Annotated in this window: 9 protein-coding genes; 2 read left to right on the top strand and 7 right to left on the bottom strand. The window is 63.8% G+C overall.

All coding sequences use genetic code 11. From position 1 onward, the window contains the following. Positions 1–85: 85 nt before the first annotated feature. Positions 86–1,459 (bottom strand): HDOD domain-containing protein, encoded by a 1,374-nt coding sequence (locus RO069_RS03815; RefSeq protein WP_328185413.1) that lies wholly within the window; start codon positions 1,457–1,459, stop codon positions 86–88. Positions 1,460–1,539: 80 nt separating this feature from the next. Next, the gene (gene ppc, locus RO069_RS03810; RefSeq protein WP_328185412.1) at positions 1,540–4,212 is read right to left on the bottom strand and encodes a phosphoenolpyruvate carboxylase; all 2,673 of its coding nucleotides are present in this window, start codon (positions 4,210–4,212) and stop codon (positions 1,540–1,542) included. A 112-nt stretch (positions 4,213–4,324) separates the two neighbouring features. Here ppc and RO069_RS03805 point away from each other — a divergent pair, with 112 nt between their 5' ends. Further along, positions 4,325–4,552 carry a hypothetical protein gene (locus RO069_RS03805; protein WP_328185411.1) on the top strand — a complete coding sequence of 76 codons (228 nt, stop codon included), beginning with the start codon at positions 4,325–4,327 and terminating at the stop codon, positions 4,550–4,552. A gap of 168 nt (positions 4,553–4,720) precedes the next feature. On the opposite strand, the gene RO069_RS03800 is transcribed toward RO069_RS03805, so the two are convergent. From RO069_RS03800 to cysM, 5 genes are all read right to left on the bottom strand, one after another. Beyond that, positions 4,721–5,065 (bottom strand): pilin assembly protein, encoded by a 345-nt coding sequence (locus RO069_RS03800; RefSeq protein ID WP_328185410.1) that lies wholly within the window; start codon positions 5,063–5,065, stop codon positions 4,721–4,723. A 183-nt stretch (positions 5,066–5,248) separates the two neighbouring features. Further along, positions 5,249–6,103: a nucleoside triphosphate pyrophosphohydrolase gene (gene mazG / locus RO069_RS03795; RefSeq protein WP_328185409.1), complete on the bottom strand. Its 855-nt coding sequence runs from the start codon at positions 6,101–6,103 to the stop codon at positions 5,249–5,251. Next, positions 6,100–8,337, bottom strand: a complete 2,238-nt coding sequence (gene relA, locus RO069_RS03790; protein ID WP_328185408.1) for a GTP diphosphokinase — start codon at positions 8,335–8,337, stop codon at positions 6,100–6,102. The genes mazG and relA overlap by 4 nt, the downstream gene beginning before the upstream one ends. 44 nt (positions 8,338–8,381) lie before the next feature. Continuing rightward, entirely contained in the window at positions 8,382–9,713 is a 1,332-nt protein-coding gene (gene rlmD, locus RO069_RS03785) for a 23S rRNA (uracil(1939)-C(5))-methyltransferase RlmD (RefSeq protein ID WP_328185407.1), read from the bottom strand. A gap of 27 nt (positions 9,714–9,740) precedes the next feature. Continuing rightward, positions 9,741–10,634 carry a cysteine synthase CysM gene (gene cysM, locus RO069_RS03780; RefSeq protein WP_328185406.1) on the bottom strand — a complete coding sequence of 298 codons (894 nt, stop codon included), beginning with the start codon at positions 10,632–10,634 and terminating at the stop codon, positions 9,741–9,743. A 293-nt stretch (positions 10,635–10,927) separates the two neighbouring features. On the opposite strand from cysM, the gene RO069_RS03775 reads away from it, so the two are divergent. Continuing rightward, a complete protein-coding gene (locus RO069_RS03775) occupies positions 10,928–13,819 on the top strand; it encodes an ATP-binding protein (RefSeq protein ID WP_328185405.1) in 2,892 nt (963 codons plus the stop codon). Positions 13,820–13,902 lie beyond the last annotated feature (83 nt).

Below are 13,902 nucleotides of genomic sequence, written 5' to 3'. Positions count from 1 at the left end.
GCCTCAAAGTGGGACGCTCTCGCCTGGCGCGATTTCTACCGCGCAGACTCCTAGCCGGCACGAACGGCGACCGAACAAAGGTTGGTCAGGATGACAGAGAGTGAGCAAGACTGTCCAGATCATCGGCCACCTGCTCCACATCCTCCCGCAGGCGGTCGAGGTTGCCGGTATCGAGCCCGAGCTGCTCCGCCAGGTAATCGATATCATTGGGGTTGAACTCATCCCCCACGCCCTTTTCCTTGAGCAGTGCGTTGGCCAGTTGCACCATGACCACGTAGGTCTTGTGGCCCCCCTGGTAATCCATTTGCTGGTGGACACCGGCGGCCTTGATCACCGGGTCCGGCATCTGCCACAGCTTGTGCAGGATGCCGCCGATCACCCCGTGCCCCACCGTCAGCATCTGCTGCTCGTCGGAGTTGCCGAAGACCTGCTGTTCCAGGGCCCGCATGCTGACCTCGGGGTTGGCCGCGCGAAGCCGGTTGAGGTCCTCGAACTCGGTGGGGAACAGGTGGCCCACCAGCAACAGGCCAAAGTTGTGGAGCAGTCCACACAGGTAGGCCAGCGACGAGTCCACCCCGCACTGGGGCGCAAGCCGCTGGCTGACAAAGGCGCAGTAGAGGGAGTGACGCCAGAACTGGTCCATGCCCAGGGGACCCTGGCGGGGAATGTCGAAGGCACGGACCGAGGCGATGCCCAGGGCAATATGGGCAACCCGTTCGAAGCCCAGCACCCGGGTGACCGCCTCCTGCACCGAATCGATCTGGCCCGGATAGTTAAACAGGGCCGAGCGGGCGTAGCGGATGATCTGGGCGGTCACACTGGGGTCGTACTCGATGACCTGGGCCAGCTCCCGGGCCGAGGCCTCCGGGTTGCTGGTAAGGTTGAGGATCTTGAGGGCCAGGGCCGGCATGGGCGGCAGCCGGTACAGCTTCTGCAGCTTCTCGGCGACCTCCTCCAGGGTGATGCTGTTGGCGGCCTGGCCGCTGTGGCGGATGGTGACATGCCCCTTTTCCGAACCGGCCATGGCCAGCCGGAACTCCCGCCCCGCCATGGTCATCAGGCGTGAGGACGAACCGCAGGCCATGACCACGCGATCCGCCTGATACAGGGATTCCTCCACCAGCACCGGAAGGTTGTAGGCGGACCCGAAGGGTGGCACGAAACCCGGCGCGCAATCGCTGAACAGCCGGCCCGCCTGGGTCACCGTCAGTGGTTGCAGGCGACGACCGGTGCGCTGGGCAATGGCATCCAGGTCCGGCGAGCTGTCCAGGGGGTGAACCACCAGCAGCACACCGTTGACATCAATCAGCGCCGTGCTGCGGATCACCTGGCGACGGTCGATGCCGTCCCCGAGCACGGCCGCCTCCAGCCCGCCACGGGGATCCTCCGACACCGTCACCAACTCAAAGGCCAGGCCCTTGCGATTGAGAAACTGCTCGACTCTGGCGGCCGCTGCCACTGACGTCTCCTTTGTTCATCATTAAACCGGCGAGAGGGTACCACATCCCCCGTTATGTTACCCCGGCACAATGCACCGCGTCAGCCGGTGTTTCGCATGCCTGCGGCGATTCCCGCCATGGTCACCTTGAGGGCCTGCTCCACCAGTTGCGGCATGGGCTGCACCTCGGCATCGGCGCCTTCGGCGGCCACGTTCTGCTCCGCCTCCCGGTTACGCCGCAGCAGTTCCGCCTGCAGGTAATGGAGCGGGTCGGTATAGGGGCTGCGCACCTTCATGGAGTGGGCGAACACCGGCTCTTCCTCCAGCAGTACCTGCTGGTTCTTGAGGGCCTTGACCTCCTCGATACAGCCCGCCAGTCGCTCACGCAGCTCCTGCCCCAGCGGGCGCAGGTCGGCCTCCACCAGTGTCTGGTCATAGTAGCTGGCAATCTGCAGATCCGACTTGGCCAGCACCATTTCCAGCATGTCAATGTAGGTGCGGAAGAACGGCCACTGCTGTCGCATCTCCTGCAACAGCGGCATCTTGCCCGCCTTCTCTGCCTCCTTCAGGGCCACGTCGCTGCCCAGCCAGCTTGGCAGCATCAGTCGCATCTGGGTCCAGGCGAAGATCCACGGGATGGCCCGCAGGCTTTCCACACCACCGCTGGGCTTGCGCTTGGCGGGGCGGCTGCCCAGGGCCAGCTTGCCCAGGGCCTGTTCCGGCGTTGCCTGGCGGAAATAGGGCACGAAATCCGGGTTCTCCCGCACCACGGCCCGGTAGGATTCCAGGGAGCGCTCGGTGAGCCAGTCCATGGCCTCCCGCCACTCCGGCTCAGGGGCAATGGGCGGTGCCAGGGTGGCCTCCACCACCGCCGTGGTGTACAGGGTCAGGCTCTGTTCCGCCAGTCGTGGCAGGCCGAACTTGAAGCGGATCATCTCCCCCTGCTCGGTGATGCGGAAGCTGCCATTCACCGACCCCGGCGGCTGGGACAGGATCGCCCGGTTGGCGGGACCGCCGCCCCGGCCCACGGTGCCGCCGCGACCATGGAACAGGGTCAGGTGCATATCAAAGCGGTTGGCCACCTCGGTCAGTTGCTCCTGGGCCTGGTACTGGGCCCAGGCGGCCATCATCTGGCCGGCGTCCTTGGAGGAGTCGGAATAGCCGATCATCACTTCCTGGGCACCGTGGCAGTACTCCCGGTACCAGTCCACGGAATAGAGCGCCTCCATGGCCGCCGGGGCGCCCCGCAGATCGTCCAGGGTCTCGAACAGGGGCACGATGCGCATGGGGAACTTCATGCCCGCCTCCCGCAGCAGCAGGATCACGCTAAGCACGTCGGAGGGCTGGCTGGCCATGGAGATCACGTAGGAGCCCAGGGCTTCCGGCGTCTGGCCGGCGACCACGGCGCAGGTGTCCAGCACTTCCTGCACCGGGGCCGAGGGCTCCCAGTGGCGGGGCACGAGCGGGCGGCGGCCCTGGAGCTCCCGTACCAGGAACTGCTGGCGCTCCTCCTCGCTCCACTCCAGGTAATTCCCCATCCCCAGGTACTCCACCATTTCCGCCACGGCCTCGGCGTGGCGGGTGGATTCCTGGCGGATATCCAGGCGAATCAGGGGCAGCCCGAAGGTGTGGGCCCGGCGCAGGGTATCCAGCAGCGGGCCGTTGGCGATGGTGTCCAGGCCACAGTCGATGAGCGAGCGGTAGCACAGCTCCAGGGGCGCGGTCAGGTCCTCGTTCTCGAACAGGATGTCGCTGTCGTCCGCCGGATCACCGTTGACCCGGGCCTCGGCCCAGTCCCGGGTGCGGATCAGCCGTTCCCGCAGGCGACCGAGGATTTCCCGGTAGGGCTCGCGACAGTCCCCCGCCTGCTCCCGCAACTCGTCGCTGGCCTGCCACATGGACAGCTCGGCGCGGAGCGACTGGATGTCCCGCAGGTACAGATCCGCGGCCATCCAGCGACCAAGCAGGAACACGGTGCGGGTGACCTCGTGGGTGACGTTTGGGTTGCCGTCCCGGTCACCGCCCATCCAGGACGCGATGCGGACGGGGGTGGCGTCCAGGGGCAGGCCCTTGCCGGTGGCGTCTTCCAGGGACAGGTCCAGGCTGCGCAGGAACTTCGGCAGCGCCTCCCACAGGCTATTCTCGATGACCGCAAAGCCCCACTTGGCCTCGTCCACCGCCGTGGGCCGCTCATGGCGGATCTCGTCGGTATGCCAGGCTTCAGCCACCAGCAGTCGCAGGCGCTCCAGGATTTCATCCCGCTCCGTGGGCAGCAGGTCATCGTGGTCCAGCGCCGCCAGGCAGCCGGACATCTCGTCGTACTTCATGATCAGCGTGCGCCGGGCCACTTCCGTGGGGTGGGCGGTGAGCACGAACTCCAGGCGCATGTCCGAGACCTTGCGATGCAGGGTGTCGGCATCCACCCCGCCGGCCTTCAGACGGCCGAAGACTTCCTCCAGGGACTCCACCATCAGGTCGGACTCGTGGCCCCGCTTGCGGCGGATGCCATGGTACTGTTCCGCCAGGTTGGCCAGGTTCAGGAACTGGTTGAAGGCACGGGTGACCGGCAGCAGCTGGTCGTCCCGCAGGTTGGTGAGCAGGCGTACCAGGCGCTGCCCGGAGCCACTCTCCTGGAGCCGGTCGGCCTTGGCGGCGGCGCGGATTTCCTCGATCAGATCGTAGATTTCCTCGCCGGGATAGTTGCGGATGTTGTCGCCCAGCAACTCGCCCAGCAGGCGGACGTTCTCTCTCAGGTCAGGATGCAGTTCTGCCACGGACAGTTCCTTTTTAATCAGAATCGTATGGTCAATTGACGAATGATCGACACTATACTGATACTAATAACGACGACACAGCCCAACCGCAAGGGGGTTAAAAGGAGATTCCATGAAAGTAACCGACCTTCCCAAGCACTGGCAGGAAGAAAAACAGCCCGCCGACCGTACCCATGACTACAATCTGAGACTGCCGCTGGAAGACGCCGCACGGGTGGCCGCACTGGCGGAGATGTACCCGGATCGCAGTGAGGCGGATATCCTCAATGACATGATTGCCGCGGCACTGGATGATCTGGCGGAGAGTACGCCACTGAAGGAGAAACTGAAGCGGTCTTGAGGTGAAGCCCCTCTCCCTTGACGGGAGAGGGGTTGGGGAGAGGGTGGAGAGGCTAACTCCGCAGTCCGGACGCCAGCGCCCTGCGGGCGCTCCCCCTCTCCCTGGCCCTCTCCCGCGTTGGGGAGAGGGGATGTTCTACGTAAACTTTGTGCAGTGACCTAATAGTACTCAGGCCACCGACACCAGCTGTCGGTGCTTGAGATCTTCCATGTGCTTCTGGCTCAGGGCCACGAACCGGGGCGTCAGGCCCACGTCCTCGTAGATCTCGAAACCGTCTTCGTCGTAGGCCACTACCTTGTCGCCTTCCACGTAGGGGAAGGAGGTTTCCAGCTCATCAAGGGCAGCGGATATGAGGTCCCGCATCAGGTCCTGGGGAGACTTCATCGGGTAGAGGGCAGCCAGTCGCGACAGTTCTTCGTGGTGGCTGTCGGCCAGCTTGACGTAATAGGCGTCCCGGGTCAGACGACCCTTGGCGTGTTTATCCCAATGACTAACCAGATCGCGGATCTTCATATGCTTCGACTCCTGCCTTCGACTGCGCCCGATCAAGTTGATGGCTGAGGGCTGGAGAGTCCGGTTGCAGGCCCCCTGGCCTTGGAACTCCCCTTACCCCGCAGTGTAGTTGAATCGTGCAGAATACAAGCGTTGAAATCGGTAACGATTTGTACCTATTTTCGGCTTTTGCGTACCAATACCTTACGTTTCGTGAGAACGTTCCACACCTTTGACACGGTTCCAGATCTCATCCAGGGCTTCCAGGGATTCCTCATCCAGGTCCCTGCCCTGCTCCCGCAGGATGTCCTCGATGGCACGGAAGCGGGCCTCGAACTTGCGGTTGGTCCGCCGCAACGCCTGTTCCGGGTTCACTTTCAAGAACCGCGCCAGGTTGACACAGACAAACATCAGGTCCCCCAGCTCGTCCTCCACCTCGTCCCGGGCGGCCGGGTCCTGCTGGGCGTTCTGCCAGGCCACCTTCAACTCGGCGATTTCCTCCTGCAGCTTGTCGAACACCGGTTCGACATCCGGCCAGTCAAAACCGTGGCGGGAAGCCCGGCGCTGCAGTTTGTCCGCCCGTGTCAGGGCCGGCAGGGAGGCGGGGATATCGTCGAGCCGGCTGGCCGGTTGCGCCGATTCGGTTTCACCCTTCTCGGCCCGTTCCTCGGCCTTGATCCGCTCCCAACTGGCTGCGATCCATTCATCGGTGGGCCGGTTGTCCGGATCCACCCGGCTTTCCAGGGTGCCTTCGGGGAAGACATGAGGGTGCCGGCGCAGCAGTTTGCGCACCAGTGTGTGCACCACTGCATCAAAATCGAACAGGTCCTGCTCCCGGCCCAGCTGCGAATAGAAGATCACCTGGAACAGCAGATCCCCCAGCTCCTCCTTCAGGTGGGCATAGTCCTCCCGCTCGATGGTGTCAGCCACTTCGTGGGCCTCCTCCAGGGTGTGGGGCACGATGGTACGGAAGGTCTGTTTGGTGTCCCAGGGGCAGCCGGTATCCGGGTCCCGCAGGCGGGCCATCAGGGTCTTCAGGTCGTCGATGCTGTAACTCATGACCGTTTGCGCCTTACCTCGATGATGTTCGGCAGGTTGCGGATCTGGGCCAGCAGCCGGGCCAGTTGCTCCAGGCTGTGGATTTCCACGGTGACCAGCATGGTGGCGGTGTTATCGTCCACATTGGACAGGGTGTTCAGGGACAGCACATTACTGCGGGACGCGGTCAGCACCTGGGTGATGTCCCGCAGCAGCCCGTAGCGGTCATAGGCCTCGATCTCGATATCCACCGGATAGGTGGCCTCGGGCCGTCCGCCCCAGCTTACCTCGATAATCCGGTTGGGTTCGTATTCCTTGTGGTGCAGGAAGGTCAGGCAGTCCTGGCGGTGCACGGTGACCCCACGGCCCACGGTGATGTAGCCGCCGATGGGGTCCCCGGGCAGCGGCTTGCAGCACTTGGCCACCTGGGTCTTGAGCTTGCCCACCCCACGGATCTGGATGTCCGAGTCGGTGTCGTACTTGCGGTTGCGGCTGCCCAGCAGCTTGAGGTCAAGCTGCTTCTCCCGGGGTTCCAGCATCTCCTGGCCGACATTGGCCACGTGGGTGGGACGCAGGTCGCCGGCACCGATGGCGGCGAACATGTCATCCGCCGCCGGGTAGTTCACCTTGCGGGCCAGTTCGTTCAGGTCCAGGTCGTAGATGGACAGGCGCTTGAACTCGTCCTCCAGGATCGCCCGTCCGTCCGCGATGTTCCGGTCCCGGTCCTGCTGCTTGAACCAGTGGGTGACTTTGGCCCGGGCCCGGGGTGTCTGGATGTACCCCAGGCTGGGGTTGAGCCAGTCCCGGCTCGGCGCCTGGTTGTTGGAGGTGAGGATGTACACCTGGTCGCCAGTCTGCAACGGATAGGTCAGCGGCACGATACGGCCATTGACCCGGGCACCCCGGCAGGCATGGCCCACCTCGGTATGCACCCGGTAGGCAAAGTCCACCGGCGTGGCCCCTTGCGGCAGGTCCACCACGTGGCCCTCGGGGGTGAACACATAGACCCGGTCCGACGCAATATCGCCGGAGAGGTGGTCCTCCAGCCCGGACAGGTCGCCCAGGTCCTCCTGCCATTCCAGCACCTGGCGCAGCCAGTTGATCTTGGCCTCGTAGCCGGTGGACCGGTTGCCGGTGTCAGTACCCTTGTACAGCCAGTGGGCACAGACCCCCAGTTCCGCTTCCTCGTGCATCTTGTGGGTACGGATCTGCACCTCCATGACCTTGCCCTCGGGCCCGATCACGGCGGTGTGGAGCGACTGGTAGCCGTTTTCCTTGGGGTTGGCGATGTAGTCGTCAAACTCGTTGGGAATGTGCCGCCAGAGGCTGTGGACAATGCCCAGTGCGGCGTAGCAGTCCCGCATCTCCGGCACCAGCAGGCGCACGGCGCGGACGTCATAGACCTGGGAGAAATCGATGCCCTTGCGCCGCATCTTCCGCCAGATGCTGTAGATGTGCTTGGCCCGGCCGGACAGCTCCGCCTCGATACCGGAGCGACGCAACTCGTCACCCAGCTCCCGGAGCACCTTCTGGATATACCCCTCACGATCCAGGCGTTTCTCGTCGAGCTGTTTGGCAATCTTCTTGTAGGCGGTCTCATGCAGGTAACGGAAGGACAGGTCCTCCAGTTCCCACTTGATATGACCGATTCCCAGCCGGTGCGCCAGGGGCGCGTAGATGTCGAACACCTCACGGGCCACCCGCATGCGTTTCTCGTAGGCGGTATCCTTCACCGCCCGCAGGGCGCAGGTCCGCTCCGCCAGCTTGATCAGGGCCACCCGCACGTCGTCGATCATGGTGACCAGCATCTTGCGGACGTTGTCCAACTGGCCCTCGGTCTGACCCAGCACATTGCCCTTGAGGGGATGATGGATGGCGGAAATGGCAGCCATCTGGGCCACGCCCTGGATCAGGCCGGCCACCTCGTCGCCGAACTCCTTCTGGATTTCCTCCAGGCCAATACGGCCCTCCCGGACCGCCCGGTAGAGGATGGCGGCCACCAGGCTGGCCTGGTCCAGGTGCAGCTCAACCAGTACCTGGGCCATCTCGATACCGGTCCGGAAACTGCTGGCGCCTGGGGCCCAGAGGCGGTCTTCCTGTACGGCACGGCGGTCGATCTCGGCGCTGAGCTCACAGGCCCGGCGGAACTGGTCCGGGTTTTCCAGGCGGGTCTGGGCCCCGATGTGGCGTACCCAGCCCTCGATATCCACCTGTCCGTCCGCGGTAACCGCGTAGTCTTCCCGTACTTTTACCATGCTGTTGCTGCCGTTTGTGTCCGAACAAAGCCCGTCGCCGCTGGTCAGTCCCTCTCAAACAGCGCGATGGACTCCACATGGGTGGTGTGGGGGAACATGTCCATCACACCCGCCTGCTTCAGGCGATACCCCTTGCTGACGATCACTCCCGCATCCCGCGCCAGGGTGGCGGGGTTGCAGGAAACATAGACGATTCTCCGGGCACCGAAAGCGGTCAGGTGCTCACAAATCTCCTGGGCGCCGGACCGGGGCGGATCGATCAGGATGCGATCAAAGCCCTCCGAGGCCCAGCTCTCACGGGTGAAGTCCCCCTGCAGGTTGGCGCCGTGGAAGGTGACGTTGTCCAGCCCGTTGCGTTCGGCGTTTTCCCGGCCACGCACCACCATGGCGTCATCACCTTCCACACCCACCACCTGACCGGCCTGGCGGGCCAGCGGCAGGGTGAAGTTGCCCAGGCCGCAGAACAGGTCCAGCACCCGCTCCCCCGGCTGTACATCCAGCCACTCAACGGCCCGGTGTACCATGCGCTGGTTGATGTCCGCATTGACCTGGGTGAAATCCATGGGATGAAAGCTCATGGTCAGGTCGAATTCCGGCAGACGATAGCTCAGTCGTTCCTCGCCGCCCTCGGGCCAGATCCGGTGGACCGTATCCGGGCCTTTCGGCTGCAGGTAGATATGCAAGTCATGGGCCTTGCCGAAGGCCACCAGCGCCGAGCGGTCGGCTTCACTCAGGGGAATCATGTTGCGGAAGATCATGGCGGCCTCGTCATCGCCACAGGCCACTTCCACCTGGGCAATGTGCTGGTAGGCCTCCAGCCCGTAGAGTAGGCCGCGAAGGTCGTCGATGCGCTCACCAATGCGGGGGTCCAGCACTACGCAGCGGTTGATGTCCGCCAGGAAGCTGTTGCGCTTCTCCCGGAAGCCCACCAGTACCGAATCCCGCTTGGGTACAAACCGCACCCCCAGCCTTGCCTTGCGACGGTAGCCCAGGGAGGGCGAGCGCATGGGCTCGATCCACTGCTCCGGCTCAATGCCCCCGAAATGGGCAAAGTGCTCCCGCAGGGTGTTTTCCTTGAACCGGATCTGGGCATCCGGCGCCATGTGCTGCAGGCTGCAGCCGCCACAGAGGTCGGCGAAATCACAGGGCGGTTCGGTCCGCTCCGGCGACGCCTCCAGCACCTCTTCGGTACGCAGTTCATCAAACTTGCTGCGGGTGGAGATCATCTTCGCCATCACCCGCTCACCGGGCAGGGCGCCGTCCACGAAGCGGGTCTTGCCCTCCTCGCGGGCGATGCCGCGGCCATCATGACTGAACGCCTCGATGGCGCACGGCAGCGGTTCCCTGGGCAGGGGTTTCCTGCGTCTACGACTCATACACAACGTCTCTGGTAGGAAAAACAGTCAGGCGCCCGGAAACACCCCGGTGGAGAGGTAGCGGTCGCCACGGTCACAGATAATGGCCACGATCACCGCGTTTTCAACCTGCTCCGACAGCTTGAGGGCAGCCGCAATGGACCCGCCGGAGGAAACGCCGCAGAAGATGCCCTCTTCCCGGGCCAGGGCCCGCATGGTGTTCTCGGCATCCTCCTGGCTGACATCCAGCACCTCGTCCACCCGTGAGGCGTCGTAGATTTTCGGCAGGTACTCCTCGGGCCAGCGACGGATACCGGGGATGGACGAGCCTTCCTTCGGCTGCAGGCCAATGATGCGGATATCCGGGCTGCATTCCTTCAGGTAGCGGGACACGCCCATGATGGTACCGGTGGTGCCCATGGAACTGACAAAGTGGGTAATGCTGCCCTGGGTCTGCTCCCAGATTTCCGGCCCGGTGGTGCGGTAGTGGGACAGCGGGTTGTCCTGGTTGGCAAACTGGTCGAGCACCAGCCCTTCCCCCTGCTCCTGCATGCGGGACGCCAGGTCGCGGGCCCCTTCCATTCCCTCTTCCTTCGATACGGTAATGATCTCGGCACCATAGGCCCGCATGGAGGCACGGCGTTCCTCACTCATGTTGGCGGGCATGATCAGCTTCATGCGATACCCCTTGATGGCCGCCGCCATGGCCAGGGCGATGCCGGTATTGCCACTGGTGGCCTCGATCAGCGTATCCCCCGGTCGGATATCCCCCCGTTTCTCCGCCTCCTGAATCATGCTGATGGCGGGGCGGTCCTTGACCGAACCGGCGGGGTTGTTGCCCTCCAGCTTGGCCAGGATCACATTGCTGGTGTCACCGGGCAGTCGCTGCAACCGGACCAGCGGGGTATGGCCGACGTAGTCCTCGATGGTGGGGAAATGCATGGCTTGGGTGCTCCTCGTCGAGATGGGCTGCACAGCTTTTCAAAACGCTTATGTTACACTTGAGGCGTTTTTGAGACAGTTTTGAGTTGTTAAGTTCAACGGGCCGTCAGGACCTTTTTTTGGTTTCCTGAGGTGCGCATCATACGCATAACCGGGCGACTCGCCCAATACAGGTTCCCGCTATAACCATTGCCGTGGGCTATAAGAAAGCGGTCGGCCACTTCAGGGTGGGAACGTCAGGGACCGGCGGGTGACCACAAACCAGGGATCGGACAAGGGGCAGGCACAGACGTATGCGTCGTTGGGGTATTCGCAAAAAGGTTCTGGTGGTAACCCTGGTTCCCACCCTGGTGACCACGGTCCTGCTGGGGCTGTTTTTCTCCTGGAGCTGGGTGCAGAACATCAACCAGTTGCTGGACGACCGGGGCGATTCCCTGTCCCGCCAGCTATCCGCAGCGGCCGAGTACGGCATGTTCACCTCCAACCGCAGTCTGTTGAGCAGCCTGTCCAACGCCCTGCTGGAAGAGCAGGACGTGCGCTCCATCACCTTCTACAACGCCCGCCGGGAGCGGCTGCTGCACACCGGTCCGGCCACCAGCTTCAAAACGCCGGACCAGTTCCCCGACGGCTCGTCGGTGGCCCGCTGGACCACCTCGGGCACCACCGTGTTCATGTCACCGGTCTACCTGCAGGACCTGATGCTGGATAACCTGCTGGACCTGGAATCCGGGGCCACCACCGTCCCCGATGATATGGAACCCATCGGCTGGGCCGCCGTGGAAATGTCCCACGTGCGCACCGAGAAGGAAACCTGGAAGGCGCTGTTCATTTCCCTGCTGGTGATCGTGGCGGGCGTGCTGCTCAGCCTGGCCATTGCCCTGCGCCTGAGCCGATCCTTCACCAACCCGGTATTCGAGCTCAACCGCGCCGTGGCCCGTCTCAAGGAGGGCCATCTGGACACCCGCGTCTACACCAGCGCAGGCCCGGAGTTCGAGCAGCTTGAATCCGGCCTGAACGACATGGCGGCGGAGCTGAGCAAGGCCCAGGCGGAGATGCAGCAGAACATCGACCAGGCCACCGAGGACCTGCGGGAAACCCTGGAAACCATCGAGATCCAGAACATCGAGCTGGATTTCGCCCGCAAGGACGCCCTGGAAGCCAGCCGCATCAAGTCGGAATTCCTGGCCAACATGTCCCACGAGATCCGCACGCCGCTGAACGGCATCATCGGGTTCACCGAGCTGCTGCTGAAAGGACCACTGCAGAAGCAGCAGGCGGAGCACCTGAACACCATCCGCAAGTCCTCGGAAATCCTGCTGACCATCATCAACGATATCCTGGACTTCTCCAAGATTGAGGCCGGCAAGCTGATCCTCGACCGGGTGCCCTTCCATCTGCGGGAAATCGTGGAGGAGGTCATGGTGATGCTGGCGCCAGCGGCCCACGGCAAGAACCTGGACCTGGTACAACTGGTCTACGCCGACGTGCCCAACAACATGATGGGGGACCCGCTGCGGGTGAAGCAGGTGATCACCAATCTGGTCAACAACGCCATCAAGTTCACCCAGACCGGCGAGGTGGTGTTGCGGGCCAGCCTGGAAGAGGAAGACACGGAGAACAACGAGGTCACCCTGCGCATCAGCATTTCCGACTCCGGTGTCGGCCTGTCCCGGGCCCAGCAGCAGTCGCTGTTCAACGCCTTCAGCCAGGCGGACGCCTCCACCGCCCGCCAGTACGGCGGCACCGGCCTCGGGCTGGTGATCTCCAAGCGCCTGGTGGAGGAAATGGGCGGCAATATCGGCCTGGAAAGCGAACTGGGCAAGGGCTCCACCTTCTGGTTCACCCTGACCACGGAACTGTCCACGGGCACCGAGGCCCCCCTGCCCCACGATGCCCTCCGCGGTGAACGGATCATCTACCTGGAACAGCAGAAGACCACTGGCCTGGCGGTGGAACATATCCTGCGGGACTGGGGCATCGACGTTACCCGGGCCAACTCGCCGGTGGAGATGCTGGAACAGGTGGAAGAGGCCCAGCAGAAACAGTCCGGCTACGCCGTGGCCATTGTGGGGATTACCCGGCACCTGCTCAATTCCAGCCAGTACCGGGAACTGATCCGCAGCCTGGAGGTGGACCGGGACTGCCGCACCCTGCTGCTGACACCGACCCTGGAGTCCCACGATACCATCCTTACCGGGATGGCCAGCAGCCACATGATCAAACCCATCTGCCGCGAGCCGCTGTACGATGAGTTGCTGATGCTGGTCCACGGCATCGAGACCCGCAACGAGCGGAGCCCCCGGGAGCGGACGAGAGGCGCGCTGCCGCCACCCGGTGGGGCCGTCTCGAACCTGCCCAGGGTGATGGCGGTCGACGACAACGAGGCCAACCTGAAGCTGGTGCTGACGCTGCTGAAGGATTGCGGCATCGCCGCCGAGGGCGCCGCCAGCGGCTTCGAGGCCCTGAGCAAGGCCCGCAACCAGAGCTTTGACGCCATCTTCATGGACCTGCAGATGCCGGGCATGGACGGCGTGGAAACCACCGCCCGGCTGCGGGGCCTGGACAACAACCATCACCGCACCGCCATTATCGCACTGACCGCCCACGCCCTGGCGGACGAGCAGGAACGGTTGATGCAGCAGGGCTTCGACGGTTACCTGGCGAAGCCGGTCAACAGTAGCCAGCTCATGGAAACCCTGTCCGACTTCACCGGCTACCATCCCCCGGAACAGCCGGTGGAGGAAGAAAGCCATAGTGTCGCCGAATTCCGCGACACCCGGCGGCCACTGCGCCCGTCCACCCGTCGCCGCCAGAAGCCGGTGGTGGACGTGGAGGAGAGCATCCGCCTGGCCGCCGGCAAGCCGGATCTGGCGGAAGAACTGTTCAGCATGTTGCTGGAGCAGCTCAGGCCGGACCAGGAGACCATCAGGGCGAAGTGGTCAGAGGACGATGTGGAGGCGGTGCTGGAATGCGTGCACAAGCTGCACGGCGCCACCCGCTACTGCGGGGTGCCGGAACTGCGGGAAGCCTCGGAACAGTTCGAGACCGCCATCAAGCGGCGCTCGGAGGATATGGAGGCCCTGCGCGACAACCTGCTGGCAGCCATGGAGCGGCTGGATATCTGGGGGAACGAGACGGACTGGCAGGCACTGTTCCGCAACAGTGATCAGTTGAATCCCGTTTGATGGTTTGTGATTTCTGGCCCTGGAGCATAGGCACAGGGCCGGGAGGCTTTTCTTCCGGAAAAGCCCAAACTCGCTTCGCTCAG

This window comes from Marinobacter sp. OP 3.4 (assembly GCF_036224885.1).
Taxonomy (GTDB): Bacteria; Pseudomonadota; Gammaproteobacteria; order Pseudomonadales; family Oleiphilaceae; genus Marinobacter.
This window is presented reverse-complemented; position numbering and strand designations above follow the sequence as displayed.

What these genes read in the sequence shown, in the direction of transcription:
- RO069_RS03805 (WP_328185411.1), top strand. Translation starts at nt 4,325, where the DNA reads ATGAAAGTAACCGACCTTCCCAAGCACTGGCAGGAAGAAAAACAGCCC.
- RO069_RS03800 (WP_328185410.1), bottom strand. Translation starts at nt 5,065, where the DNA reads ATGAAGATCCGCGATCTGGTTAGTCATTGGGATAAACACGCCAAGGGT.
- mazG (WP_328185409.1), bottom strand. Translation starts at nt 6,103, where the DNA reads ATGAGTTACAGCATCGACGACCTGAAGACCCTGATGGCCCGCCTGCGG.
- relA (WP_328185408.1), bottom strand. Translation starts at nt 8,337, where the DNA reads ATGGTAAAAGTACGGGAAGACTACGCGGTTACCGCGGACGGACAGGTG.
- rlmD (WP_328185407.1), bottom strand. Translation starts at nt 9,713, where the DNA reads ATGAGTCGTAGACGCAGGAAACCCCTGCCCAGGGAACCGCTGCCGTGC.
- cysM (WP_328185406.1), bottom strand. Translation starts at nt 10,634, where the DNA reads ATGCATTTCCCCACCATCGAGGACTACGTCGGCCATACCCCGCTGGTC.
- RO069_RS03775 (WP_328185405.1), top strand. Translation starts at nt 10,928, where the DNA reads ATGCGTCGTTGGGGTATTCGCAAAAAGGTTCTGGTGGTAACCCTGGTT.